The sequence below is a fragment of the Staphylococcus sp. 17KM0847 genome (assembly GCF_013463155.1).
GTDB lineage: Bacteria > Bacillota > Bacilli > Staphylococcales > Staphylococcaceae > Staphylococcus.
The window spans coordinates 1659176-1684757 of sequence record NZ_CP040781.1 but is presented as its reverse complement, the minus strand read 5'-3'; the positions used below and the strand labels follow the sequence as shown (position 1 = coordinate 1684757).

Here is a 25582-nt window from a genome sequence, read left to right as displayed (position 1 = left end):
CAAAGGAGAGATGCAAGATGTCAAGAAAGATTAAAGCGAAAAAAGGTTTAGATATTGAGTGTAAAGGTTGGGAGCAAGAAGCTGTATTGCGTATGTTATATAACAATTTGGATCCTGAAGTTGCAGAACATCCAGATCAACTTGTTGTATATGGTGGTATTGGTAAAGCAGCAAGAAATTGGGAGTCGTTTGATGCGATTGTTGATACACTACGCCGTTTAGAAAAAGATGAAACAATGCTGGTACAGTCTGGTAAACCGGTTGCTGTGTTCAAAACTCATGAAGAGGCACCACGTGTGCTTTTATCGAACTCGGTGTTAGTACCCAAATGGGCGAACTGGGAACATTTTCATGAACTCGATAAAAAAGGGTTGATGATGTATGGTCAGATGACTGCAGGAAGCTGGATTTATATCGGTTCTCAAGGTATTGTACAAGGGACATATGAAACATTTGCAGAGTTAGCCAATCAACACTTTAATGGTTCATTAAAGGGGACGATTACATTAACAGCAGGACTTGGAGGTATGGGTGGTGCCCAACCACTTGCTGTAACAATGAATGAAGGTGTAGTTATTGGTGTAGATGTCGATCCATCACGTATCGAAAAACGTATTGAGACACGTTATTGTGATATTATCACATATTCGTTAGACGAAGCATTGGAAAAAGCAGAACAAGCTAAAAATAATGGTGAGGCACTTGCGATCGGTTTAGTAGGTAATGCTTCAGAGGTTCATCATGAAATCTTAAAACGTGGCTTTAAAATTGATATTATTACGGACCAAACCTCAGCACACGATCCATTAAATGGTTATGTCCCTGAAGGTTACACATTGGAAGAAGCAACACAGTTACGTGAATCAGATTCTGAACGCTATATAACACTTGCTAAACAATCTATGAAAAAACATGTTGAAGCCATGTTATCATTCCAACAACAAGGTGCGATCGCCTTTGACTATGGTAACAATATTCGTCAAGTAGCGTTTGATGAAGGATTAGAAAATGCCTTTGATTTCCCGGGATTTGTACCTGCATATATTCGCCCATTATTCTGTGAAGGAAAAGGACCATTCCGATTTGCAGCATTGTCAGGAGATCCTAAAGATATTGAACGCGCTGATGCATTAATGCGTGAACTTTTCCCAGAAGATGAAAAGTTAATGCGCTGGTTAGATATGGCGAGTGAAAAGATCGCATTTCAAGGTTTGCCTTCTCGTATTGCTTGGTTAGGTTATGGAGACCGTGCAAAGATGGGGGTTGCATTGAACGATCTTGTACGCAAGGGTGAGATTTCTGCACCAATAGTTATCGGACGTGATCACTTAGATTCTGGTTCTGTCGCTTCGCCAAATCGAGAAACAGAGGCGATGAGAGATGGATCAGACGCAGTAGGTGATTGGGCCATTTTAAATGCGCTTGTTAATACAGCAGCAGGAGGTTCGTGGATTTCCGTACATCATGGTGGTGGTGTAGGTATGGGTTATTCACTCCATGCAGGTATGGTTGTCGTTGCTGATGGATCAGAACGTGCTGAACGACGCTTGAAACGTGTATTAACGACAGATCCGGGTATGGGTGTAGTGAGACACGCAGATGCTGGTTATGATATTGCTATTGATACAGCAAAACAAAAAGGTGTAGATATACCAATGATTACAGGCAAAGGTGAGGATAAATAATGAATGATTTAATCATCCAAAATATTAAGCAATTAATACTTCCAAAGTCAACAAAACGTCCATTAAAAGGTGCAGAACTTGATGAACTCAATATCATCAAAAATGGAACAGTTGTTGTGAAAGACGGTAAAATTGTCTATGCTGGCGAGTATACAGAACATTATGAAGCTCTCGAAAAGATAGATGCAACAGGTAAAGTGGTGTCACCAGCACTTGTTGATGCACATACACATCTTGTACATGGAGGTTCGCGTGAACATGAGATGACATTGAAACGACAAGGGCTATCTTATTTAGAGATTTTAGAACGTGGTGGTGGGATTTTATCAACAGTTACAGCAACACGAGAAGCAACAGAAGAAGCATTGTTTAAAAAGGCAGAACGTGATTTATTGATCATGATGCACCACGGCGTACTTGCAGTAGAAAGTAAGAGTGGCTACGGTTTAGATAAAGAGAATGAATTCAAGCAGTTGCGTGTATCACGTCGACTGCAAGATAAATATGGCATTGAGATGCGTCATACATTTCTTGGACCACATGCCGTACCTAAAGAAGCGGTATCTAACGAAATGTTTTTACAAGAGATGATTGATTTATTACCAGAAGTCAAAGGGCTTGCAGATTTTGCAGATATTTTTTGTGAGACGGGTGTATTTTCAATAGAAGAATCTCGCCGTTACATGCAAGCGGCGAAAGCACAAGGATTTCGTGTAAAAATCCACGCTGATGAAATTGACCCTTTAGGGGGCTTAGGTTTAGCTATTGATGAAGAGGCAATCTCTGCTGATCACTTAGTGGCTGCAAGCGATAAAGATAAAACAAAATTAAAGCATTCTGATACAGTAGCCGTGCTGTTACCGGGTACAACATTTTATCTTGGTAAAGATGATTACGCAGATGCACGGGGGATGCTAGAGCATGATGGTGCGATTGCAATTGCAACAGACTTTAATCCAGGTAGTTGTGTCACAAACAACTTACAAATGGTTATGGCAATTGCAGCATTAAAATTAAAGCTTTCTCCAAATGAAGTATGGAATGCAGTGACTGTTAATGCAGCTAAAGCTATTGATGTTGATGCGGGTACAATCAATGAAGGGGATAAAGCCAATATTGTTATTTGGAATGCACCTAATCATGAATATATTCCATATCATTATGGTATCAATCATGTCGATACAGTATTGCAAGAAGGGCGTATTATTGTAAAACATGATTTAACATTACAATAATCATCGAATAAATAGTGGTTGTCTGAACGTAAAGGACAGCCACTATTTATTTATGAGAAACCATAGTATATTCCAAGAAAGATCATCATAAGTGGTATAATAGCGCTTTTTGTATATCGGATATTATTACACGAAGTTGTCATGTTTGATACAATGAAAAGTAATAAGTTCGGGGGGATGGAACGTGGCAAATGGGTGGTTACATTATCGACAATCATGGCTTGGTGCATACTATCAAAATTTTATAATCGGTTTGCTTTTGGCGTTATCATTATTACCGGGAGCAATTGCTTTTAGTTTTATTGCAGGTGTTAGCCCAACAACAAGCATGATTAGTACGTCTATGATGATGATATATATCAGCTTTTTTGGTGCAAGGACGCTGATGGTATCGGCTCCAAGCAGTGGCGTGTCGCTTGTTGTTGTATTTATCACGGCAGCATATAGTATGGAAGTATTAGCCGCAACCATTATTGTTATGGGCATCTTTCAAATTCTTTTAGGTTATTGTAATGTTGCAAAGGCTATTACATGGATTCCACTGCCTGTTGTTATTGGGTTTATGAATGCTTTGAGTTATCTTTTATTTGTATCGCAACTCAAACATATTTTGGGACATAATATATGGACTTATGGTTATGCAGTGTTGAGTTTTTTAATAATATGGCTTATACCTAGAGTAACGAAACGTATACCTGCACCACTTGTTTCTATTGTTATTCTATCAATGATTGCATTTTTAACACATGCAAAGCTGCAATATGTACATGATTTGGCACAAATTCATGTCAAAATACCAGTATGGAGGTTACCCGATTTATCAGGAGATACGATATCATTTTTTCAAATTGCATTTTGGGGTGCGATGTTAGCTATTGTTGCGACGATTCAAACCAGTTTAACTGCTCAAATGATGGATCAAGTGACAGGAACAAAGAGTGATAAAAATAAAGAGTCACGAGGACAAGGGGTATCTAATTTGTTGATCGGTATGTTTGGAGGCTTAGCAGGTAGTGCACTTGTCGGTCAATCCAAACTCAATTATAAGCTCGGCGCAACAACACGCTTATCTACACTCATAACAGGTGTCATGATGGGGCTGTTTGTCTTTGTATTAGAACCGATTGTCGGTCAAATTCCAATGGTCGTATTGGCAACGATACTCATTGTTGTCGCATTGAATGCGTTTGATCGTAATACAAAACAATTGATTGTACAACGACGCTATTTTGACTTTACATTAATGGCGTTAACATTTTGTCTTATTGTTATCTCAAAAAATTTAGCATTAGGCGTTTTAGTGGGTACAGCATGTTATTATTTGTTTAAAGGAGTTGGAAGGTCATGACAGCATTATTAGAGCAGTTAAAGCAATGGCGACGAGACTTTCATCGTCTACCAGAACTTTCAAATAAAGAAGTACAAACAACGGCACGTATACGAGACATTTTAGAACAGCATGATATTCGCATTTTAAATATACCGTTTCAAACAGGATTGATTGCGGAGGTAGGACAAGGTCATCATTGTATAGGTGTGCGTACAGATATAGATGCACTACCGATTGAAGAACAAACAGAAGTTCCTTACATTTCACAGCGGCATGGTATCATGCACGCATGTGGTCATGATGTTCATATGGCAGCGATATTAGGAACAGCTATACAACTTAAACAACGTGAAGTACAATTATCTGGACGTGTGAGGTTCATATTTCAAGCAGCCGAAGAAGTGAGTGAAGGCGCAGACGCCGTTGTCCGAACAGGAGCATTGGATGGTGTCAAAGCCATTATCGGTTTTCACAATGATCCAACATTAAAAATCGGAGAATGGCGCGCTAAAGTTGGAGCAATGACAGCCAATGTTGATCGTTTTAAGATCAATATTACCGGTGTGGGTGCGCATGCTGCTATGCCACAAGATGGGGTTGACCCACATATTGCAATAGGTCAGCTGATAAATAGTTTACAAACGATTACGAGTCGGAGTATTGCACCATACGATGAAGCCGTTGTTACTATAGGTCAAATTCATTGTGGTGAAACTTGGAATGTTATACCCAATAGTGGATTTATTGAGGGGACAGTACGCACGTTGTCATCAGAAGTACGTGAGACGATTGCACAACGTATGCAACAGCTATGTGATGGACTAGCTATTCAATTTGGTGCAAAAATCACATTGGATTATCAACGTTTAACAGATGGTGTAGACAATGATTCGACATTGCACACCATAGCACAAAAGGCTGCCGATCAAGTGGGTTATAATGTGACATTACAACCTAGAGCGCAAATGATTGGTGAAGACTTTGCGAGCTACCAGCAAATTGCTCCCGTTCATTTTGCAATGATCGGTTCGGATAGTCATTATCCTTTACATCATCCTCAATATGAACCGAATGAAGCAATACTCGACAAAGTTCCAGACTATTTTGTAGAATTTGTAGAGCAGTTATTGGTACATTATAATTTAGAAAATTAAGGAGTATATCGCGTAATGCAAACAGCACAAAGAGAGAACGCTTGGGGGCTTATCCCACTTATTATATTTATAGGTCTGTTTTTAGGTGCAGGGCTAATTACAAAGGATTTCACATTTTTACCGTTAAATGTTGCAGCAATGATCGGTGTTATTGTGGCACTAGTGATGAATCCCAAAGAGAGGTTTAGTCATAAGGTAGAAGTATTTGCGAGAAAGGCTGGACACCCTAATATTATTTTAATGATGCTTATTTTTCTTTTAGCTGGTGCTTTTTCACAAACAGCAGAAGCAATGGGAGGTGTTTCGTCCATTGTAAATTTAGGTTTATCATTGATTCCCCAACACTATCTGATTGTCGGTATTTTTATAATTTGTATGTTTATTTCAGTATCAATGGGCACATCAGTTGGGACGGTAGCAGCAATTGCACCCGTTGGATTTGGTATTAGTGAAGCCACAGAAATTCCAGCTGCACTTGCAATGGCAACAGTTGTTGGTGGCGCAATGTTTGGGGATAATTTATCGATGATTTCAGATACAACAATTGCAGCAGTACGAACACAAAAAACAAAAATGGCAGATAAGTTTAAAGTGAATTTTAGAATCGTTGTTCCTGGTGCTTTAATGACGCTTGTTATTTTATGGTGGTTAACACATGGAACACAAATGAATGAAACAGCAACATATGATTATAATATCATTAAAGTTATCCCGTATTTATTTGTTTTAATCTTAGCTATATTAGGTATTAATGTTATTATCGTATTGATTAGTGGTATTTTATTATCTGGCGTTATCGGTTTGATCGATGGTTCTTTTGGTATGGCAGGATTTTTAACGGCTGCATCAAAAGGTATAGTTGCGATGGAAGATATTGCGATTATTGCACTATTGATTGGTGGAATGATTGGCTTAGTAGAATATTACGGTGGCGTGAGATGGTTGCTCAATTATGTTAAACAGCGTATTCACTCTCGACGAGGTGCAGAGTTTGGTATTGCAGGTCTTGTAAGTTTGGCAGATATTTCAACAGCCAACAATACAATTTCGATTATTATGGCAGGTCCATTGGCAAAGGATATTGCAGATGAATATAATATTGATGCACGTAAATCAGCAAGTATATTAGATATTTTTGGCAGTGCTTTTCAAGGCGTTCTGCCATATAGTCCACAGCTTATTGCTGCGGCAGGCGTAGCAGACATATCTCCAATGATGTTATTGCCATATTCAATTTATCCGTTAATGCTAGCACTTTGTGGCATAGTTGCTATTTTATTTAATTTACCTCGCCTGCATACAAAGTAGACTAGAATATAAAGCTGAGTGTGGAAAATGAAGTATATGAGAGAAATGCGTTATCATTGAAAGAAGATGATAATAGGTATACGAATCAGAATGGAAGTGAAATCATGCAAAATGAATGGGTTGAAATAGAGATTACACGATTGATGAAAGCAACACCAGCAGATGTCTATGCAGCTTGGATCGACCCGGAACAACTACGTGAATGGTTCATGACATCACCGCGTACGAATGTATCTGTTCATAGTGATGGTGTAGAGGGTGGGGCATATAAAGTGATTGATGCTGCACAAGGTAAAAAACGAGAAGTTGTAGGGGTATATGAAACACTTATCCCGGATAGACATATTCGTAAAACAATTCAAATGCCGTCAATTAGTGAAGAGGCAGATTATATTGATGTTGATTTAAGTGAGCGCAATGTTAGATTAACAGAGATGACTTTTAAATATAAAAGTTTTATTCCTAAAGAACGCGGTACCTCTAACATGGCATACAAACAAAAGAAAAAAGCATATCATGATCATACTGTACATGGTTTTGAAATGATGTTTGATACGTTACAAGCACACTTAGAAAAGGATGCAAACATATAAGAAAAGACGGGAGAGGAACAGAAAGCGCATTGATGCAAAAAGCGTTTGTTCCACTCTCGTCTTTTGACGTTTAAGAAATGCGAGATTGATGATATGCCCGTTTGGGTAAACTTGCGTAGTAAATATCAACATGGCGTGTGGCTAATGTTTGAATTAAGGACATCATAACAAGAGGTGTCGTTGTAACTTTTAACAAGTTGCGTGAGAAGTTATAGGCGATACCTTCTGATTGGAAGCCTGTCAATACATCGATGACTTTATCTTTAATGAATGGGTCAGTTAAGCCATCAATAAAGATTTCATAATGTTTTTCACTATCAGATATGTGCTGTAATGGTTCGATTACGTGTTCGTGTTGAGATAAAACAAGTTGATAAATTGAGTAGTTGTGGAAACTAATAAAACTTACTAAATAAGGTAAAGCTTGTTTAGGCAGTTGCACACGAAGTAGATAGTGCTGATTGGTCTTAGAAATACGGAATTGGAAAGGAGTTTGAAAAGTAGTATGGCTTAGCAGTTTTTCAAGTTGTCGACGGGTAGAACGTCGGTCTAATTGATGGATGTTGAGTGTATAAGACTCTAATTTGTCAATAATCATCATCATTCTCCATTTATTACAAATTTAATAATTTTATTGTAGCATGCTAAGCATAAAAAAACAGTAAGACTTCAGTTGTAAAATGAATGACTTATAGCGTGTAATGATAAAAAAGGGAGACGCATCATCTTTATTAAGGTCATAGAGGACTGAGTGGTATTTCTATTTGTCGGTTAAAATCTTTCATATAAATTCTGGTCATTTGCACTAAAAATCAAATCATGCATCCAATAGATAAAAAAAGGATTGTCGAAAATCAATAGATGTGTTAATATTCTGACTATTATAATAATTAAGGAGTGACGCCTATGTTACAGCGTATTGGTCAGTTTGCATCGAAATCATTTTTAATATGGATGTTATTGGCAAGTATTGTTGCTTTTACAGTACCAAGTTTATTTTCAGGATTAGGGGCGATCATTCCATACTTACTCGGTGTTGTAATGTTAGGGATGGGTTTGACCATTAAAGTCAGTGATTTCAAATTGATTTTTAAATATCCAAAACCTGTTATTATCGGTGTGGTGTTGCAGTATACGATTATGCCGACATTAGCTTATATCATTGTTAAAGTTTTTAGTTTATCAGCTGACATTGCAATAGGTGTATTACTTGTAGGATGCTGTCCTGGGGGGACGACGAGTAACGTAATGAGTTATTTAGCTAAGGCGAATGTGGCATTGTCAGTAACGATAACATCTGTGTCAACAATTTTGTCACCTGTATTAACGCCCGGTTTTATGTATCTCTTTGCCCGTGAGTGGATGGATGTTTCGTTTGTAAGCATGTTTATTTCAGTTGCTAAAGTTGTATTAATTCCAATTTTACTTGGATTTGTTATTCAAAAAGTATTTAAAAAGTTAGCTGATTTTGGAGAAGATGTTTTACCTGTTGTATCCGTAGTAGCCATTTCATTGATTTTAGGTGCAGTTGTTGCAGGCAGTAAAGAATTAATTGTTCAAACAGGATTGTTGATTTTTACAGTAGTGATATTACATAACGTTTTAGGATATGCGATAGGTTACTTTTTAGCCAATGTTTTAAAGCTGAATTATCCAGATAAAAAAGCGGTGTCTATTGAAGTAGGTATGCAGAACTCAGCTTTAGCATCGTCGCTTGCCACTGTACATTTTAATCCATTAGCAGCAGTTCCGGGTGCAGTGTTTAGCTTTGTACACTGTATTAGTGGCCCGTTGCTTGCACGTTACTGGGCAGCACGTGCAGAACAGAAACAAGTTAAAACAATCGCATAATCATTTCTAAGAGTGTATATCAAAGGCGAAAGCATGACTGTTTTTGGCTTTTAGATATACACTTTTTAAATAGTTTACAAAAAGATTAGGATGTGCGAATATAAGGTTTAATAAATAGAAAACATTTGAAGCCGTGTGAAGTTATAAGATAGAAGGTGAAGAGATATATGGCTAAAGTGTTACAGCGTTATTTTATTACATTAATGCTCTTTATCACAATGTTAATATTGTCAGTAGGCTTTTTATCGCACTATCAAAATGGTATGCAGTTATTTCTTGTATTAACGTTAAGTATGACATGTTTTAGTTTTGTATTGGAAACATGGCTTGCTTACTCGAAGTTACCTTTGAACAAAGTGAGGTTTATTCAGACGATTGCTTTTCCAATTGCAATTGTTATTATGGGCGTAATTTGTTTATTTATCGTACCGATGGCATTTTAAGCTATTGAAAAATAAAATACTTTAATGTGACTTTTTATGTAGGAGGTGAATATATGACGTATATTATGGGACATCATCATGTATCGATGTATACGAAGGATAAAATAGCAAATAAGCATTTTTATCAGGAAGTGTTGGGTCTAAAACTTGTTAAAGAAACGGTCAATCAAGATAATCATGATATGGTGCATCTTTTTTATGGAGATGCACAAGGTACAGTTGGAACATTGCTCACTTTTTTTGAATTACCTCATGCAGGACAAATGCGTAAAGGGACAGATATGATTGCACGTGTTGGTTTGTTGGTAGATGATGAAGGTACTTTAGATGACTTTGCAGAACGTTTACGCCAATATGATATACCTACAACGTATGGAACATATCGAGGGCAACCTACACTTCAATTTGATGATCCCGACCATTTATCTTTAATGATGGTTGCAAATAATCAAGCATCATTACCTTTAGAAATGTGTCAATCTACGAATATAGCATCTGAACATCGGATTTTAGGGTTAGGCCCTATTGAAATTCATGTTCGAGATAAGACAACAACAATTGAATATTTAACATGTGTACTAGGGTATAATATAGAAAAAAAGGGAAATCCAACAATTTTGACACTAGATGCAGTAGGTTATTATACAGATATTGTTGTTGTTGAAAAAAGTGGAGATGTTGTAAGACCGGGTAGAGGTTTTGTTCATCATCATGCGTTAGCAGTTAAAAATCATACGGATTTACAACAGATAATGACCATACATGATACGTTACCTGGAAATCATTCGGGTATTATTGATCGCAAATGGTTTGAGTCATTGTATTATCGCCAAAATGGGATTATGTATGAATTTGCAACATCAGAACCTTATGCAGTATTTAAAGCGTAAATATTAAGGAGTATAGTTTATATGACATATCGAGCTGTTATCTTTGACTTTGATGGGACAATTATTGATACGGAACAACATTTATATGAAACGATTAATCACTTCTTGGCGTTAGAGGATAAACCTTTAGTCACGTTTGATTTTTATCGTGCTAATATTGGTGGTCGTGCATTAGATTTACATGACCATCTTATTGAATTACTAGGTGAACCCAAGGTACAACAAATCTATGCGTACCATCATCAGACTGCACAAAATTTACCTTATCGCCCGGGAGTGGCAACACTTATGGAAGCATTAAAGACGAGACATATACCCATGGCGATTGCGACAAGTAGTGCGCGTCAGGACATTGAACCGTTAGTTGAGGCTTTGGGGCTCAATGAATATGTCGATGTCATTATTGGTAGAGAGGATGTAGAAGCTGTTAAACCAGAGCCAGATTTATACTTAACAGCGGTGCAAGCTTTAAACCATAATCCAGCTTATTGTTTGGCCATTGAAGATTCGGTTAATGGTGCTACTGCTGCGATACGTGCAGGATTAGATGTTATTGTAAATACAAATCCAATGACGAACAAGAGTGATTTTAGTCATTTGTCATTAACGGCGAAAGATATTGATTTAACAACACTTATCAATCAATATTTTAATGGAAAAAATATATAAACCGAAATCGATTGTTATGTTTGTACTTACAGTTACAAAAAGCCTTATGCTTGTTGATAAGATTTCAACATAGCATAAGGCTTTTGACTTTAAGTGAGTAATATGAGTGCTGTAACAAGGAATACTACGAGTATTGCATCAATACCCACCATAAGTTTTACACGTGTATTCGGTGTACCGTCTTTATTTGTTTTATAGAGTAAATAGGCATTAGGTATAAAGCTGATGAGTAAAATAACGATGAGTATAATTGCCAGTGTTTGTGTTGTCATATTATTTTCTCCTTTTAATCTCGTAATCGACCATAAAGGTAACCGACCAGTAACGCAATAACAATACCTATGAGAACACAGACAATAGGTTGTTCTAACTTCATCCCTATTAACGCACCTAAAGCTACACCGATTGTGAGTGGCACACCATATTGAATACGGTGTTTTTCAGATGATAATAATGTGAATGTAATAAAATAAAGCATACCAAAAACGAGTGCAACGAGTAAAGATTTTAATAGAATAGTTGTTAATGGTGCTGTGTGTGAGAGCCAATTTAAAATAAAAAAGAGAATACCGAGTAGCAATGAGATAATAAGTCCTTTATTACGCTGAGTACGTTCCATAATGGCCTCCATTTTCAAAAGAATTACAGCCATTATATCATAATTACAAAGTACTTTATGATTTCATTTCTGCTTTATGATTATATTGTTTTGCTCTTTTTGAATTTTTAATGATTTTAAATTGCCCATGATCATTTAAGTACGCATAGAATAAGCCGATAATTAAGCCACCACCAATATAATTACCGATAAAAGCAGCAACTATATTTTTAACGACACCTCCGAAGTGAAGTGCAGATACATTATAGTAGAGATGACCAACAAATAGCGTGGCATTATAAACAACATGTTCAAAACCCATAAATGCAAAAATCGTTACACCAAACATCATGACAAACATTTTAGCGAGTACATCATCAATTTGCATGGCAATAACAAGTGCAATATTAATAAAGAAATTAGCAAAAATAGCGCGCACTAAAATATTGCCGAAAGTATAAGTTACTGTTTTAGTATGCACCATCTGTTCAAGCATACCAATCATATCAGGTGACATGACGTCACTAAATCTTAGAATGCCAAAAAAGAAAAAAGCACCTGCAATATTACCAAAGAAGCATAAAAGAAAAATATTAAGGACACGTATAGGAGGAATCAAATGGTAATAGAGACCAACAGTAAAATACATAAAGTTACTGGTCAGCAACTCGGAGTTGGTAAAAAGTATTAACACGAGGGCAAAGCTGAATGTTACAGATCCTACCATATTGACAACACCGAGTGGAACATCTGGTGCGAAAGTCGTTTTAACCATAAGTACAAAAACGGAAATAATGCTAATAATAAAGCCAGCCATCATCGCACGCATTAAATAGCGCTTGAAATAGAAACTCTGTAAGACATCTTTTTTTTGGATTGTTTCAATAATATTAGATACCCATTTACGACCGTAAAAAATAGTATCCCATTTAATATTTGTATTATTCATGTCAAATAACCCTTTCAATTCTTATAAAAACAAGTATAACTTGTAAATTTGATAATGTGAATGTATTCACAAAAAGTTTTATGTCGAAACAATGACATTTTGATATTATGTGCGGATGAATGAATTTTTTATGTAGAAATTCATAAATTCTGAATAGTAAATGTATTGGATGAAATAGCACACCAAATTAAACAAATAATAAAAAAGATATAGCATAGGTTGAGAAAGCATGATAGTAGGGATTAATGATTTAATTTAAGCAAAATAAAAAGACATAAAACGATAAAATACACCATTCTAAGATAATAAGAGGGGAAGTATAAAATAAATGTAGGGATATTCCTATTAATTTTTTCTTTTATGATGAGAAAAATATAGTATAATAATTTCAGAAAAGGTTTACATACTTTTTAAATTAGGGGTTGTCAAGGAGATGGTAGATTGTCATGGAAGATAATCAATTACACAGAGGGTTAAGCTCTCGTCAAATTCAAATGATTGCACTTGGGGGAACAATTGGTGTAGGTCTATTTATGGGGGCATCAAGTACAATTGCATGGACCGGACCATCTGTTATTTTCGCATATTTATTGGCAGGTCTTTTCTTATTTCTCGTTATGCGTGCAATGGGAGAAATGGTGTACCTGTATCCAACAACTGGTTCGTTTGCCAATTATGCAACAGATTACTTACATCCAGTAGCAGGATATGTAACAGCATGGGCAAATATTTTCCAATGGATTGTTGTCGGAATGTCGGAAGTGATTGCAGTTGGAGAATATATGAAGTTTTGGTGGCCAGAGCTACCGACATGGATTCCCGGTATTATTGTTATTGTGATTTTAACAGTAGCGAATGCAGTATCTGTTAAAGCGTTTGGTGAATTCGAATTTTGGTTTGCGATGATTAAGATTGTTACGATTATTTTAATGATTGTCGCTGGTTTCGGGTTAATCTTCTTCGGATTAGGGAACGGAGGAGAACCGATCGGCTTGAGTAACTTGACAGAACATGGTGGTTTCTTACCAAACGGTTGGTTAGGCTTTTTCTTTGCTTTATCTATTGTTATCGGTTCGTATCAAGGTGTAGAGCTTATCGGTATTACAGCAGGTGAAACAAAAGATCCTCAAAAAAATATTAAAAAGGCAGTTAATGGTGTCATTTGGCGTATTTTAATTTTCTATATCGGTGCAATTTTTGTTATCGTTACGGTATATCCGTGGAACGAATTGAGCGACTTAGGTTCGCCATTCGTTGCGACGTTTGCTAAAGTAGGTATTACGATTGCAGCTGGTTTAATTAACTTTGTCGTTATTACAGCGGCCATGTCAGGTTGTAACTCAGGTATTTTTAGTTCGAGTCGTATGATTTTTACACTTGCACAACACGGTCAATTACCGAAAGTATTTACAAAAGTGATGCGTAATGGTGTTCCATTTTATACAGTTTTAGCAGTGTCTATTGGTATTTTTATTGGTGTCATTTTAAATGTGATTTTGCCAATGCTCATTCAAGGTTCTGAAAGTATTTTTGTGTACGTATATAGTGCGTCAATTTTACCGGGGATGATTCCATGGTTTATGATTTTATTTAGTCATATTCAGTTCCGTAGAAAATTTCCTGAAAAAGTTGAAAATCATCCGTTTAAAATGCCTTTTGCACCATTCACGAATTATTTAACAATTGGCTTTTTAGTACTTGTATTAGTCGGTATGTTAATCAATGGGGAAACACGTGTATCTGTTATTATAGGTTTCCTATTCTTAGGATTTATGGCATTATTCTTCTTTATGCGTGGATATCATAAACGTGATAAAAAAGATTTGATGCTCTAATATAAATAAAGTTTAAAGCACCTTGTCATCTATCACGACAAGGTGTTTTTGTAGATTTAAAAACTATAAGTGTGCAGATAATGCATAGTGCGTAGAATGACTGTTTTATAGCCCATAATAACATGTTGTTGATTGCCAAATTCAACGTGTCTTAACGGGTGTTGATGCAAGTTTTGAAGGCAGTTATAATAAGCATCATAATTTTTGAAAGGGAGTATATCAAGGTTGTCCGGAGAAGGTAAAGTATCAAAATATATTGATACTTGCGATTTGAGTGATGCAAGTTGTAGGAATCCCTTATCTTTGGCAGATTTACGGACAAGGTCGTATCGATCGACGTGTACTAGCAAGTCTTGTAAGTTTTGAATGGCTTGTGTAACAGTAAGAAAAATAGTTTGATTCATAGAGATTATCCTTTCGTTATTTGAGATAATAGTAGTGTTGAGGTATATGACTTTTGTAGCATCGTTATCAAGCATGGTGATGAGAGGACAGATTTAGACGTATACTGATAAAAGTTTTTACTGAATTGTCGACAATAAGCGTCTTTTCTTCAACACTTAAGTTTGCTATTTATACTATGTTTGGCTGTTATAAGACATTCAGTAAAATTCAAGTAAGGAGGAAAGAATTTGTCAAATTATAGATGGAAAGATATTGCTTGGCGTGATTTATCACTTATCCCTATTTTATTAGCAAGTCAATTTATCTTAGCAATGGTTGTGTTGGTAATTCAAGACGTTTATACACCACAATGGCTGGCGGAGTTAGATCTTTTAGAAGCGACAGAAGTGTTAGCGGGTGTTGGAAGTTATTGTATAGTTATTTTTAGCTTTTGGTTACTACATACAAAGACCATGCCTATACGTTTTCAGTTAGGTATAAAAGGTGTCAGACGCTACTGGCTATGGATTATTGGTACATATATTGTTACGATGGGGTTAATGCAAATATACGGAGAGTTCATGACATTTTTACCAGAGCAATATCAATATGATACAACACAAAATGAAGCCTATATCGAGCAATCATTAGGATGGAATGCATTGTTACCATTTAACTTTTTATGGATTGTTATTTTGGCACCAGTTGTTGAAGAAATTGTTTTTCGTCATTTTTTAATTGGAGAGCTTGGTAAAAAGTTTAACTTTCGTATTATGGCAATTGTATCAGCGATATTATTTGCAGGTATACATGTTACAGATGCAGCTTCTCCTTTTGAATTTGTCGATTATTTTATCTTGGCAGTTCCAATGGTATGGTTATATTTGAAGAGTGGGCGCAATTTAGGTGTAACAATTGGACTTCATATATTGAATAACTTTATATCTTTTATGTTGGATATCATCTAACTGTTTATAAAAAGAGTAGGATAAAATCATAATAGACAAAATGGTTTTGTATTCCTGCTCTTTTTTGAAATAATTAAACCTAAAGAACCGGATGATGCTCAGAGCACCATCCGGATAGAAAGGAAAGTAAGTAATAAATATTGAAGATGTTCAATCTAGTAATAGAACAAGTACAACATATCATGTTTCAAACTTTACTATTGACGAAATAGCTACCCCTCATTTGAAATATGTTTGTGTACCATCCCCCTAGTAGCTAAATAAAATATACCATATATAAAAAACGAATGTAAGCGTTTTCTCTAAAAACTATTAGTAAATAATACACTTTTGAAGTCTTTTTATAATTAATGTTTCGAAAATATATCTGCATATGGAGTGAGCTTTTAATGATTAAAAGAATTTGTTGTTCCATTGTTAATGAGTTTGCTGCATGACTTGTATAAAGTGTTGAAGATCAAAATGGAATATTGTCGCTATATAGGGACTCGGTTATAATGATGAGGAGATTGTGAAGAGGTGAGAAAGATGATGACAGATGAAATGCTATATCAAATAGATGAAGCCGTAATAAAGTGGTTGGATGATGAAAAACAAAAGATTCCGGCTTTATTAAAAGATATGAAAACAACGACTAAGACTGATCGATTTGATCTCGTAACAAATATTGATAAGGCAATTGAACAAAGTTTTGAGCAATTTTTGATGAATACTTTTCCAGATCATCAATTATATGGTGAGGAAGGCCATCATGAAATAGCGCATTTGAGAGAAGGCGCAACTTGGGTATTAGATCCGATAGATGGAACGGTTAATCTTGTGAAACAGCAAGATGATTTTTGTATTATTTTAGCATTATTTTACAATGGAAAACCGATGTTATCTTATATTTATGATTATTCGCGTCAACATTTGTTTAAGGCACGTAAAGGTTACGGTGCATATCTTAATGAGCAATCATTAGCACCACCACAAGCGTATCCACTCCATGAAAGTATTATTTCTTTCAATAATAAAGTTATGAACGATGAAACCATTCATGACCTGCTTAATCATTCATTTGCTTATCGTTTGATCGGTGCTTGTGGTTTAGATTCTGCCAAAGTATTTACAGGTCAGTTTGGTGCACATATTCATACAAATGCAAAACCTTGGGATATTGGTGCGCAGTTTTTATTTGCTGAGGAACTTGGATTGAAGATGACAAACTTTTATCGAGAACCGATTGACTTTATACAAGGCGGTCCATTTATTATTAGCAATCCGGGGTGTTATGAAGAGGTACTGGCATTACTCTTACAAAAAGGGGGATATCAAATATAAGGTGTGCGACTACGGACTGATTGTTAAATGAAGGGTATCGGTTATAATCAAATGGATGAAATACATATAAAAATATGAGAGAAGCGGAGTGAGAAAGTTGAATTATACAAGGTCTAAAAAGAGAAAAAACCCAGTGATTAAAACAATGATATGGATTATTTTAATTTTATTTATTCTCGCCATACTCGCTTTAGGTTACTTAGGGTTTAAACTTTTCACTGTCGGTGGCGCAATACACAATCCATTAGACCGCAATCATTCTGAATTGCGTTCTAGTGAGGTGAACTTAAATAAAGGGGAACCATTTACTATTGCCTTGTTTGGTATTGACTCTGATGCTCAACGCACAAGTGCTGGTGGTGGAGAGCGAAGTGATACGATAATGTTGCTTTCTGTTAATCCTGATAAAAAAACAACAGAGCTTGTCAGTATCCCGCGTGATACACAAGCAGAAATTGTAGGTCAAGGGACAACTGAAAAAATAAATCATGCGTATGCTTATGGTGGAGCAGATATGGCAGTGAAGACACTTGAAAAATTAATGGACGTTCCTGTGGATCATTATGCAACTGTGAATATGGATGGTCTACAAGAAACGATAGATACAGTTGGTGGTATCGATGTTGTCAGTAATGCGACATTTACTGCGCAAGGACATCAGTTCAATGAAGGACAAAAGGAACATTTAGATGGCGAAACAGCAATGGCATTTATCCGTAGCCGTAAAGAGGATGGTGCAGGTGGTGACTTTGGACGTCAAGAACGTCAACAACTTGTCCTTCAAGGATTAGTGAATAAATTAACAGGTATTTCGTCATTGACTAACTTTAATAGTTTAATGAATCAACTCGGTGATAATGTTCAAACAGATTTGACACTTTCAGAGCTTAATACAATTCGCAGCAAATATTCGGATGCAAATGAAAATGTCAATCGTCATCAACTTGAAGGGTCAGATGGTATACAAGATGACGGACTTTATTATTTCATACCTGATAGCAATAGTAAGGCACAAATAACACAACAACTGAGAGATAATTTAGGATTATAAAATATTAGATATTCTGATGTATATCCATAATCGTATAAAGTCGATCAAGTTATTTTATAAATATATTTTGCAACCAGGCGATATAGTGAACCTTTGAATCCTTTAAAGTTTCACTATATCGTCTTTTTTATATAAAACAGGCAGAAATCACTTAATTTTATATAATTGAAAAATTTTGGCAAATAGTTAACTTTTAGCGTTAAAAAGTATAGAATAGAGTTAACTGAAGATGTGGGGGCATCTTGGGCATATAAAAATAGGAGGGGATATTATGCAAGAGCATCTTGTCTTAACATTAGATGGCAAAGAATATCTTGTAGAACATGGAACGAATCTGCTTGCTTTTATTAAAGCGCAACAAACGTTTGTTCCATCCATTTGTTACAATGAATCATTGGGACCAATAGAAACGTGTGACACATGTGCAGTTGAGATAGACGGTAAAATTGAAAGAGCGTGTGGAACAATAATCGATCGTCCAATGGTTGTCAATACACAAGGTGAGAAAGTACAAGCAAGCCAAAAAGAAGCATTGGATCGTATTTTAGAAAAGCATCAACTTTACTGTACAGTGTGTGATTACAATAATGGTAATTGTGAAATACATAATACGATGGATCGTTGGGGATTAGAGCATCAGACATATGAATATAAGCCTAAGCCATATGAAGTGGATTTTGGACCGTTTTATCGCTATGACCCAAACCAATGTATTTTATGTGGGCGTTGCGTAGAAGTGTGTCAAGATGTTCAAGTTAATGAAACATTGACCATTGATTGGGAGCGTGAGCAGCCACGTGTTATTTGGGATAATGATGTATCAATCAATGAATCCTCATGTGTTGGTTGCGGACAATGTTCAACAGTTTGTCCATGTAATGCAATGATGGAAAACAACATGGTCGGTAATGCTGGATACATGACAGATATAGAGCCGGGTTCACTTGCTTCAATGATTGATTTAACGAAAAAAGCAGAGACAGGCTATGGCCCATTGTTTGCAATTTCTGATTCTGAAGCGGCAATGCGCGAAGAGCGTATCAAAAAGACAAAAACAGTATGTACATATTGCGGAGTGGGTTGTAGTTTTGAAGTATGGACAAAAGATCGTGAAATTTTAAAAGTACAACCTTCACATGATTCGCCTGCTAACAAAATCTCAACGTGTGTTAAAGGAAAGTTCGGTTGGGATTATGTGAACTCTGAGGAGCGTCTAACCAAACCATTGATTCGTCGTAACGGTCAATTTGAAGAAGTCGAATGGGAAGAAGCGATTCCATACGTTGCACAGCGTATGCAAGAGATTAAGGATCAGCATGGCCCAAAAGCACTCACTTTTATCTCATCATCAAAAGCGACGAACGAAGAGTCATATCTTATGCAAAAACTAGCGCGTCAAGTTATTGGAACGAATAATATCGATAACTGTTCACGATATTGTCAAGCACCAGCAACAAAAGGACTATTCCGTACAGTTGGTCATGGTGGTGACTCTGGCTCAATCGATGATATTGGCAGAGCAGGAATGGTCATTACAATTGGAACGAATACTGCAGAGGCGCATCCAGTTATTGCTTCTCGTATTAAACGCTCTCATAAATTATTCGGTCAAAAGCTACATGTTTTCGATATTCGTAAACATGAGATGGCACAGCGCGCAGATGAATTTTATCAGCCTAATCCAGGTACAGATTTAGTATGGTTATCTGCTGTGACGAAATACATTATTGATAACAATTTGCATGATCAAGCATTCATTGAGCAGTGGGTTGATCACTTCGATGAATATTATCAATCACTCAAACCTTATACAATGGCATTTGCTGAAGAAACAACGGGCATCTCTCAAAAACGTCTGGTTCAGTTAGCGCATGAAATCGTAAGTGTCGACTCCGTATCTATTTGTTGGGCAATGGGTGTTACACAACAGGAAACAGGCTCTGACACAAGTACGGCAATCTCAAACTTGTTATTAGTGACTGGAAACTATATGAAGCCAGGTGCTGGTTCATACCCATTACGCGGTCATAACAATGTGCAGGGCTGTTCAGACTTTGGCAGTATGCCGGACAAATTACCAGGCTATTTGAATGTGACTGATGATGAGGCGCGTGGCTGGTTTGAAGAAGCTTGGGGCGTTCAATTACCGAAAGAACCGGGCTATGATAATCATCAAATGATGGATCATATTCATGCTGGCGATGTACATAGTATGTTTATTTTAGGTGAGGATACAGGGATTGTAGATTCGAATATCAACTATGTTCAGGCTGCATTGGAGAAGGTAGACTTCCTAGTCGTACAAGATGAATTTTTGACTTTTACAGCAGAATATGCAGATGTTATTTTACCGGCTTCTCCATCGCTTGAAAAAGACGGTACATTTACGAATACAGAGCGTCGATTCCAGCGCTTATATCAAGCACTAGAGCCGTTAGGAGATTCAAAACCAGATTGGCAAATTACGCAAATGATTGCTAAAGAAATGGGATTTGATTGGGGTTATACACATCCATCAGAAATTATGGATGAAGCTTCAGATTTAACACCAATGTTTGCAGGTGTGAAATATCATCGTCTTGAGGGATACAATAGTCTGCAATGGCCAGTAAATGCAGATGGTACAGATTCTCCGTTACTTTTCACAGAAGGATTTAACTTTGACAATGGCAAGGCGAAACTATTTGCATTGGACTTTAATAATTTCTACAAAACACATGAAACATATGATTTACATGTTAATAATGGTCGAGTATTAGAGCATTTCCATGAAGGGAACATGACATATAAAGTACCTGGACTTAAATACAAAATGCCGACTGCCTTTGTAGAGATCTCACCAGAATTAGCATCGGAACGTGATATTCATGAAGGTGCAGCTGTGAAGTTGATTTCAGAAACAGGTGAAGCAACGGGTCATGTCCATATTACAGATCGTGTTAAAGGGAAACAAATTTACTTACCACTTAATGATAATAGCGAAGCAGCTATTAATTATTTAACAAGTAGCGTGACAGATCCTGAAACACATACACCAGCCTACAAATCAACATGTTGTCGTATGGAAGTGTTGAGCAAACGGGGTAAATCACCATTAAATCCAACCAACTTCCGCAATCAGCAGCGTAATCCGCAATATAGTGTACAAGTTGAGAAAAAATGGGGACGTCCAGACTATGTCTTCCCAGGAGATCAGGTGATGAAATAATGGCAGAGAGAATTACAAAAATAAAACGTATTGAAAAATCAGAAGCAGAACGAAAAGTTGAAAGTATTGCAGAAGTGACTGATAAGATTGCCGAAAATAAAGATAGCATTTTGAAAATGATTGATCTCGTTAAAAACTTGGATGATGCTAAAATTTTAGATGCGCTCAATGGTGCTGTGAAACAGAGAGGTACGATTACTGAAAAGATTGTTACAGAATTGAATAAAGAACAGTATGCAGGATTTTTGCATAATATTGGACAAATGGTCTTTGTTTTAGGAGATTTAGACACTGATGAATTACGCATTTTGTTGAATAAAGTGAATAAAGGTGTTCGTGTCGCAAATCAAGCCAGTCCAAATGCACGCACATCGATGAAAGGGCTGCTTGGTGTGCTAAGAGATGATGAAATGAATAAAAGTTTGACATACTTTTTAAATATGTTAAAAGGGATGTCTCGGTTATAAGTAGTTAAAGTAAATAGACTAAAGAACATTAAAAATAACGTAGTTTTATGTTCGTGTTGTATATGACAAGATGGAATCATGAAACCTTTGGGGTAACTGGGGTTTCTTGTTCCATCTTTTTTGATGGCTTAAAATTTAAGATGAAATGGAGAGTAGGGTATAGAGCTTAAATGTTTATAAAAGATAGCTGGATAGATTTGAATTTATAATGATGCGCGTTTTTTCAATGATTGAAGCTTTGACTATAGACTTATATTGGAGTTTCAGGCCTATCTCCACTTAAACTATAAATCATGATAAAATAAATATGAATATAAAGAGGAGGGCATATATGCATCAAGAACATAAAATTTTATTGCTGACGGTCATATCAAACATTATATTAATTGCGGGAATTGTCTTACTTTTATTTGTCAGTCCGTTATGGGGACTTATTTGCTTTTTAGTAACATTAACGATAACATTAATTCTATTTAATATGCTCTTTAAAGAAAAAGCACGATTAAGAAGAATAGCAAACAGTATATATGCTATCGTCATTATCTTTATTGTTTTTATTATAGGTTATAATCTTTTATAACTGACATTTATAAGGAGTTCTAATATGAAGCAATGGATTAAAGATCATCCATCTACATTATTTATAAGCTTAATTTTGATTGTATTTTTTGTGTTGTTACTTATTAATGAAACATCACTATTTGATAAAAGGAAAGTTTATACTTTTGAAGAAGCATATACTAAACAAATTCAAGAAGGGATACTCCATACACAATCACAAGGTACACGTTTTGTTGAAGCCTCGAATAAAGCAATAAAACAAAGTATGGCTATAAAAAATAAAGATTCAGATTTAATGTATATGGATATATCAGAACCAGTAAATATGTCAGAAGAAGAAGTCAATACAATGTTAAAAGGTAAAGGGATTTTAGAAGGGCGTGGAAAAGCATTTTTAGAAGCACAAGAACGCTATGATGTGAATGTGATCTATTTAGTGAGTCACGCACAATTAGAAACAGGTGAAGGAAAATCCGAACTGGCACAAGGTATTAAAAAAGGCAAGCAGCATTACTATAACTTTTTTGGTATAGGTGCATTTGATAGAGATGCTGTAAAAACAGGTACAAGTTATGCAGCAAAAGCAGGCTGGACGACACCACATAAAGCGATTGTAGGTGGAGGGAAGTTTATACGACAACAATATTTTGAGAATGAACAGTTGACCCTTTACCAAATGCGCTGGAATCCACAAGCACCGGGAACAAACCAATATGCAAGTGATATTGATTGGGCAGCTAAAATTGCTGAACGTATGGCAGTATATTATGAAAAATATGGTATTAAGAAAGAACGTGTAATAAAGGAATATTACATTGAATAAGTGAATGATGGAGATAAGTAGATAAATGGGGTGAATATCATGAAAATAGGTATTGTAGGTGCAGGTATTGGTGGATTGACATTGGCGGCATTGCTAAGAGCGCAACAGCATGAAGTGCATATTTTTGAAAAACAATCAGCAATTCAAGAAGTAGGAGCAGGTATCGGAATTGGTGACAATGTTATTGAAAAACTTGGGACACATGATTTGGCAAAAGGAATTAAAAACATAGGACATCTTCTACGTAAGACACAAATGTTAGATGAACAAGGTCATGTATTGATGGATATACCTTTTGAAACGTCAGCCACTCATGTGACAGTATTACGTCAAACACTTGTTGATACGATTGCAAGTTATATTACCGAAGAGATGTTGCACTTGAATCATAAAGTAACGGCAGTAGAAGTGACGGAAACACTTGCTCGTTTACACTTCCAGAGTCATGAGAGTCAAACATTTGATTTAGTCGTAGGAGCAGATGGTATACATTCTATCGTGCGACAAGCAGTATGTCCTAATTCAACAGTACAATATCAAGGATACACATGTTTTAGAGGAATCGTTACGGATATGTCTAATCTTGAGAACACCGCTTACGAGTATTGGGGGACAAAAGGTCGATTTGGCATTGTGCCACTATTAAATGGTGAAGCATATTGGTTTGCAGCAATTAACGCTAAAGAAAGTGACTTGCAGTTCAAAAGCTTCAATAAACCTCATTTACAAGCTTATTTTAATCAGTATCCAGAGCCAGTACGTCAAATATTAGATAAACAAGGAGAAACAGGTATTTTACATCATGATATTTATGATTTAAAACCACTCAAAACATTTGTTTATCATCAGCGCATTGTACTATTAGGAGATGCTGCACATGCAATGACGCCTAATATGGGCCAAGGTGCAGGACAAGCAATGGAAGATGCCATCATACTAGCAAATGTATTAGAGACATATGATACGTTATCTGATGCTTTAGCACGCTACGATAAATTGAGAGTGAAACATACACGTAAAGTCATTAAACGTTCACGCAAAATAGGAAGAATTGCTCAAAAAAGCGGTCGTATCACAATGAAGATTCGGAATAAATGCATTCAAAAATTACCGACATGGATAATTGCACGACAACTCAAATTTTTGTACAAGACAAAAAGTAAATAAGCGAGAGTATGGCACAGAAATCTCTAATGGTTAAAAAGCGTTCTGTGCCATACTCTCGCTATATAGGATTAGTTGACAATAAAGTCTGGTCTTTCACCTTGTGCTTGTTTAATTAAATTTTGAGCAACAATTTCAGCCATCATATCACGTGCTTCAAATGTTGCATTACCGATATGCGGTGTGATGACGACATTGTTCAGTGTTTTTAAGCCTTCTGTAATTTCTGGTTCAAACTCATAAACATCTAACGCAGCACCTTCGATAGTATTGTTTTGTAAGGCTTCAAGTAAAGCTTGTTCGTGAACAATCGGACCACGGGCAGCATTAACCAAGTAAGCGGTAGGTTTCATAAGGTTTAATTGCTCAGTATCAATCATATGACGTAAGCTAGGATTATATGCAGCATTGATTACAATGAAATCTGAATGTTGTAATAGTGTATTTAAATCAACATACTCTGCACCTAGTTCAGCCTCACGTTCTTTCTTTTGGTGAGGCCCTGTATAAAGGATAGACATGTCAAAACCTTTTGCACGGCGTGCTACGGCACTACCAATTTCACCTAAACCAATAATACCAATAGTTTTACCTGATACTTCACGACCTCTAAAGAATAGAGGTGCCCAGCCATTAAAGCCTTCATGGCGCATAAGTTGATCTCCTTCAGGAATACGACGTGCAACAGCTAACAAAATACCCATTGTCAAATCAGCAGTTGCATTCGTTGATGCTTTTGGCGTGTTAGATACATCAATCCCTTTTTGACGTGCATAGTCGACATCAACATTGTTAAATCCTGCACCATAATTAGCAATAAATTCTAAATGCTTTGCGCTGTCTATAACATCTTGATCTACCTCTGTGGATAATAGACTGACAAGACCAAAAGCATCTGCAACACCTTGTTTTAAAGTCTCTTTATCAATAATGCCTTCTCCTTCGTACATCTCTACCTCAAAATGTTGTTCTAATAGCTTGAGCCCTTTGTCTGGAATAGGGCCTGCAACAAATACTTTTTTCATCGTACATTCCCACCTTTCTACTCAAGTATAAGAAAACGTTTACGATAATACAATGAAAATGCGTGTGT

25 protein-coding genes are annotated in these 25582 nt (G+C 36.2%); 19 read left to right on the top strand and 6 right to left on the bottom strand.

Going from position 1 to position 25582, the window contains the following annotated elements:
• Positions 1–17 precede the first annotated feature (17 nt).
• The 6 genes from hutU to FGL66_RS08345 all read left to right on the top strand — a co-directional run bounded on the left by hutU (position 18) and on the right by FGL66_RS08345 (position 7305).
• On the top strand, positions 18–1685 hold the full coding sequence (gene hutU, locus FGL66_RS08370; protein WP_180809360.1) for a urocanate hydratase: 1668 nt from the start codon (positions 18–20) through the stop codon (positions 1683–1685).
• A complete protein-coding gene (gene hutI / locus FGL66_RS08365; RefSeq protein WP_180809359.1) occupies positions 1685–2920 on the top strand; it encodes an imidazolonepropionase in 1236 nt (411 codons plus the stop codon). Before hutU ends, hutI begins: the two co-directional genes overlap by 1 nt.
• 184 nt (positions 2921–3104) lie before the next feature.
• On the top strand, positions 3105–4268 hold the full coding sequence (locus FGL66_RS08360; RefSeq protein ID WP_180809358.1) for a SulP family inorganic anion transporter: 1164 nt from the start codon (positions 3105–3107) through the stop codon (positions 4266–4268).
• The gene (locus FGL66_RS08355) at positions 4265–5404 is read left to right on the top strand and encodes an amidohydrolase (RefSeq protein WP_180809357.1); all 1140 of its coding nucleotides are present in this window, start codon (positions 4265–4267) and stop codon (positions 5402–5404) included. The genes FGL66_RS08360 and FGL66_RS08355 overlap by 4 nt, the downstream gene beginning before the upstream one ends.
• Positions 5405–5419: 15 nt before the next feature.
• Entirely contained in the window at positions 5420–6712 is a 1293-nt protein-coding gene (locus tag FGL66_RS08350) for a Na+/H+ antiporter NhaC family protein (protein ID WP_180809356.1), read from the top strand.
• A 104-nt stretch (positions 6713–6816) separates the two neighbouring features.
• Positions 6817–7305: an SRPBCC family protein gene (locus tag FGL66_RS08345; RefSeq protein ID WP_180809355.1), complete on the top strand. Its 489-nt coding sequence runs from the start codon at positions 6817–6819 to the stop codon at positions 7303–7305.
• 70 nt (positions 7306–7375) lie between these two features.
• Here FGL66_RS08345 and FGL66_RS08340 read toward each other — a convergent pair whose 3' ends face one another.
• Complete coding sequence (locus FGL66_RS08340) at positions 7376–7903, bottom strand: hypothetical protein (protein WP_180809354.1); 528 nt, start codon at positions 7901–7903, stop codon at positions 7376–7378.
• 308 nt (positions 7904–8211) lie between these two features.
• On the opposite strand from FGL66_RS08340, the gene FGL66_RS08335 reads away from it, so the two are divergent.
• The 4 genes from FGL66_RS08335 to FGL66_RS08320 all read left to right on the top strand — a co-directional run bounded on the left by FGL66_RS08335 (position 8212) and on the right by FGL66_RS08320 (position 11158).
• The gene (locus FGL66_RS08335) at positions 8212–9156 is read left to right on the top strand and encodes a bile acid:sodium symporter family protein (protein WP_180809353.1); all 945 of its coding nucleotides are present in this window, start codon (positions 8212–8214) and stop codon (positions 9154–9156) included.
• 167 nt (positions 9157–9323) lie between these two features.
• The gene (locus FGL66_RS08330; protein WP_180809352.1) at positions 9324–9599 is read left to right on the top strand and encodes a hypothetical protein; all 276 of its coding nucleotides are present in this window, start codon (positions 9324–9326) and stop codon (positions 9597–9599) included.
• Positions 9600–9652: 53 nt separating this feature from the next.
• Positions 9653–10489 (top strand): VOC family protein, encoded by an 837-nt coding sequence (locus FGL66_RS08325; protein ID WP_180809351.1) that lies wholly within the window; start codon positions 9653–9655, stop codon positions 10487–10489.
• A gap of 21 nt (positions 10490–10510) precedes the next feature.
• Entirely contained in the window at positions 10511–11158 is a 648-nt protein-coding gene (locus FGL66_RS08320; RefSeq protein WP_180809350.1) for an HAD family hydrolase, read from the top strand.
• Between the two features lie 89 nt (positions 11159–11247).
• Here the strand turns inward: FGL66_RS08320 and FGL66_RS08315 are convergent, their stop codons facing one another.
• From FGL66_RS08315 to FGL66_RS08305, 3 genes are read right to left on the bottom strand one after another with little or no spacing between them, the layout of a single operon-like run.
• On the bottom strand, positions 11248–11430 hold the full coding sequence (locus tag FGL66_RS08315) for a hypothetical protein (protein WP_180809349.1): 183 nt from the start codon (positions 11428–11430) through the stop codon (positions 11248–11250).
• A gap of 14 nt (positions 11431–11444) precedes the next feature.
• Positions 11445–11777, bottom strand: coding sequence for a hypothetical protein (locus FGL66_RS08310; protein ID WP_180809348.1), 333 nt, complete (start codon positions 11775–11777; stop codon positions 11445–11447).
• A gap of 55 nt (positions 11778–11832) precedes the next feature.
• Positions 11833–12705, bottom strand: a complete 873-nt coding sequence (locus FGL66_RS08305; RefSeq protein WP_180809347.1) for a formate/nitrite transporter family protein — start codon at positions 12703–12705, stop codon at positions 11833–11835.
• Positions 12706–13151: 446 nt separating this feature from the next.
• Between FGL66_RS08305 and FGL66_RS08300 the strand changes: the two genes are divergently transcribed.
• A complete protein-coding gene (locus FGL66_RS08300) occupies positions 13152–14540 on the top strand; it encodes an amino acid permease (RefSeq protein WP_180809346.1) in 1389 nt (462 codons plus the stop codon).
• 56 nt (positions 14541–14596) lie between these two features.
• On the opposite strand, the gene FGL66_RS08295 is transcribed toward FGL66_RS08300, so the two are convergent.
• Positions 14597–14944 carry a hypothetical protein gene (locus FGL66_RS08295; protein WP_180809345.1) on the bottom strand — a complete coding sequence of 116 codons (348 nt, stop codon included), beginning with the start codon at positions 14942–14944 and terminating at the stop codon, positions 14597–14599.
• A gap of 228 nt (positions 14945–15172) precedes the next feature.
• On the opposite strand from FGL66_RS08295, the gene FGL66_RS08290 reads away from it, so the two are divergent.
• From FGL66_RS08290 to FGL66_RS08255, 8 genes are all read left to right on the top strand, one after another.
• Complete coding sequence (locus FGL66_RS08290) at positions 15173–15892, top strand: CPBP family intramembrane glutamic endopeptidase (RefSeq protein ID WP_180809344.1); 720 nt, start codon at positions 15173–15175, stop codon at positions 15890–15892.
• 531 nt (positions 15893–16423) lie between these two features.
• Positions 16424–17215 (top strand): inositol monophosphatase family protein, encoded by a 792-nt coding sequence (locus FGL66_RS08285; protein ID WP_258007323.1) that lies wholly within the window; start codon positions 16424–16426, stop codon positions 17213–17215.
• Positions 17216–17360: 145 nt separating this feature from the next.
• Entirely contained in the window at positions 17361–18266 is a 906-nt protein-coding gene (locus FGL66_RS08280) for an LCP family glycopolymer transferase (protein ID WP_180810508.1), read from the top strand.
• A gap of 271 nt (positions 18267–18537) precedes the next feature.
• On the top strand, positions 18538–21474 hold the full coding sequence (gene fdhF, locus FGL66_RS08275) for a formate dehydrogenase subunit alpha (protein ID WP_180809342.1): 2937 nt from the start codon (positions 18538–18540) through the stop codon (positions 21472–21474).
• On the top strand, positions 21474–21941 hold the full coding sequence (locus FGL66_RS08270; RefSeq protein ID WP_180809341.1) for a helical membrane plugin domain-containing protein: 468 nt from the start codon (positions 21474–21476) through the stop codon (positions 21939–21941). The genes fdhF and FGL66_RS08270 overlap by 1 nt, the downstream gene beginning before the upstream one ends.
• Before the next feature lie 331 nt (positions 21942–22272).
• Positions 22273–22521 (top strand): hypothetical protein, encoded by a 249-nt coding sequence (locus tag FGL66_RS08265; protein WP_180809340.1) that lies wholly within the window; start codon positions 22273–22275, stop codon positions 22519–22521.
• Between the two features lie 24 nt (positions 22522–22545).
• Positions 22546–23325: an N-acetylglucosaminidase gene (locus FGL66_RS08260; protein WP_180809339.1), complete on the top strand. Its 780-nt coding sequence runs from the start codon at positions 22546–22548 to the stop codon at positions 23323–23325.
• Positions 23326–23364: 39 nt separating this feature from the next.
• On the top strand, positions 23365–24492 hold the full coding sequence (locus FGL66_RS08255; protein WP_180809338.1) for an FAD-dependent monooxygenase: 1128 nt from the start codon (positions 23365–23367) through the stop codon (positions 24490–24492).
• A gap of 68 nt (positions 24493–24560) precedes the next feature.
• On the opposite strand, the gene FGL66_RS08250 is transcribed toward FGL66_RS08255, so the two are convergent.
• Entirely contained in the window at positions 24561–25514 is a 954-nt protein-coding gene (locus tag FGL66_RS08250) for a 2-hydroxyacid dehydrogenase family protein (protein WP_180809337.1), read from the bottom strand.
• Positions 25515–25582: the final 68 nt, after the last annotated feature.

Excerpts from the sequence above, each read along its gene's own strand:
- FGL66_RS08265 (WP_180809340.1), top strand. The coding sequence starts at position 22,273 with ATGCATCAAGAACATAAAATTTTATTGCTGACGGTCATATCAAACATT.
- FGL66_RS08270 (WP_180809341.1), top strand. The coding sequence starts at position 21,474 with ATGGCAGAGAGAATTACAAAAATAAAACGTATTGAAAAATCAGAAGCA.
- hutI (WP_180809359.1), top strand. The coding sequence starts at position 1,685 with ATGAATGATTTAATCATCCAAAATATTAAGCAATTAATACTTCCAAAG.
- FGL66_RS08315 (WP_180809349.1), bottom strand. The coding sequence starts at position 11,430 with ATGACAACACAAACACTGGCAATTATACTCATCGTTATTTTACTCATC.
- FGL66_RS08325 (WP_180809351.1), top strand. The coding sequence starts at position 9,653 with ATGACGTATATTATGGGACATCATCATGTATCGATGTATACGAAGGAT.
- FGL66_RS08355 (WP_180809357.1), top strand. The coding sequence starts at position 4,265 with ATGACAGCATTATTAGAGCAGTTAAAGCAATGGCGACGAGACTTTCAT.
- FGL66_RS08335 (WP_180809353.1), top strand. The coding sequence starts at position 8,212 with ATGTTACAGCGTATTGGTCAGTTTGCATCGAAATCATTTTTAATATGG.
- FGL66_RS08350 (WP_180809356.1), top strand. The coding sequence starts at position 5,420 with ATGCAAACAGCACAAAGAGAGAACGCTTGGGGGCTTATCCCACTTATT.
- FGL66_RS08260 (WP_180809339.1), top strand. The coding sequence starts at position 22,546 with ATGAAGCAATGGATTAAAGATCATCCATCTACATTATTTATAAGCTTA.
- FGL66_RS08280 (WP_180810508.1), top strand. The coding sequence starts at position 17,361 with ATGATATGGATTATTTTAATTTTATTTATTCTCGCCATACTCGCTTTA.
- FGL66_RS08285 (WP_258007323.1), top strand. The coding sequence starts at position 16,424 with ATGACAGATGAAATGCTATATCAAATAGATGAAGCCGTAATAAAGTGG.
- FGL66_RS08330 (WP_180809352.1), top strand. The coding sequence starts at position 9,324 with ATGGCTAAAGTGTTACAGCGTTATTTTATTACATTAATGCTCTTTATC.
- FGL66_RS08250 (WP_180809337.1), bottom strand. The coding sequence starts at position 25,514 with ATGAAAAAAGTATTTGTTGCAGGCCCTATTCCAGACAAAGGGCTCAAG.
- fdhF (WP_180809342.1), top strand. The coding sequence starts at position 18,538 with ATGCAAGAGCATCTTGTCTTAACATTAGATGGCAAAGAATATCTTGTA.
- FGL66_RS08320 (WP_180809350.1), top strand. The coding sequence starts at position 10,511 with ATGACATATCGAGCTGTTATCTTTGACTTTGATGGGACAATTATTGAT.
- FGL66_RS08300 (WP_180809346.1), top strand. The coding sequence starts at position 13,152 with ATGGAAGATAATCAATTACACAGAGGGTTAAGCTCTCGTCAAATTCAA.
- FGL66_RS08305 (WP_180809347.1), bottom strand. The coding sequence starts at position 12,705 with ATGAATAATACAAATATTAAATGGGATACTATTTTTTACGGTCGTAAA.
- FGL66_RS08295 (WP_180809345.1), bottom strand. The coding sequence starts at position 14,944 with ATGAATCAAACTATTTTTCTTACTGTTACACAAGCCATTCAAAACTTA.
- FGL66_RS08345 (WP_180809355.1), top strand. The coding sequence starts at position 6,817 with ATGCAAAATGAATGGGTTGAAATAGAGATTACACGATTGATGAAAGCA.
- FGL66_RS08310 (WP_180809348.1), bottom strand. The coding sequence starts at position 11,777 with ATGGAACGTACTCAGCGTAATAAAGGACTTATTATCTCATTGCTACTC.
- hutU (WP_180809360.1), top strand. The coding sequence starts at position 18 with ATGTCAAGAAAGATTAAAGCGAAAAAAGGTTTAGATATTGAGTGTAAA.
- FGL66_RS08255 (WP_180809338.1), top strand. The coding sequence starts at position 23,365 with ATGAAAATAGGTATTGTAGGTGCAGGTATTGGTGGATTGACATTGGCG.
- FGL66_RS08340 (WP_180809354.1), bottom strand. The coding sequence starts at position 7,903 with ATGATTATTGACAAATTAGAGTCTTATACACTCAACATCCATCAATTA.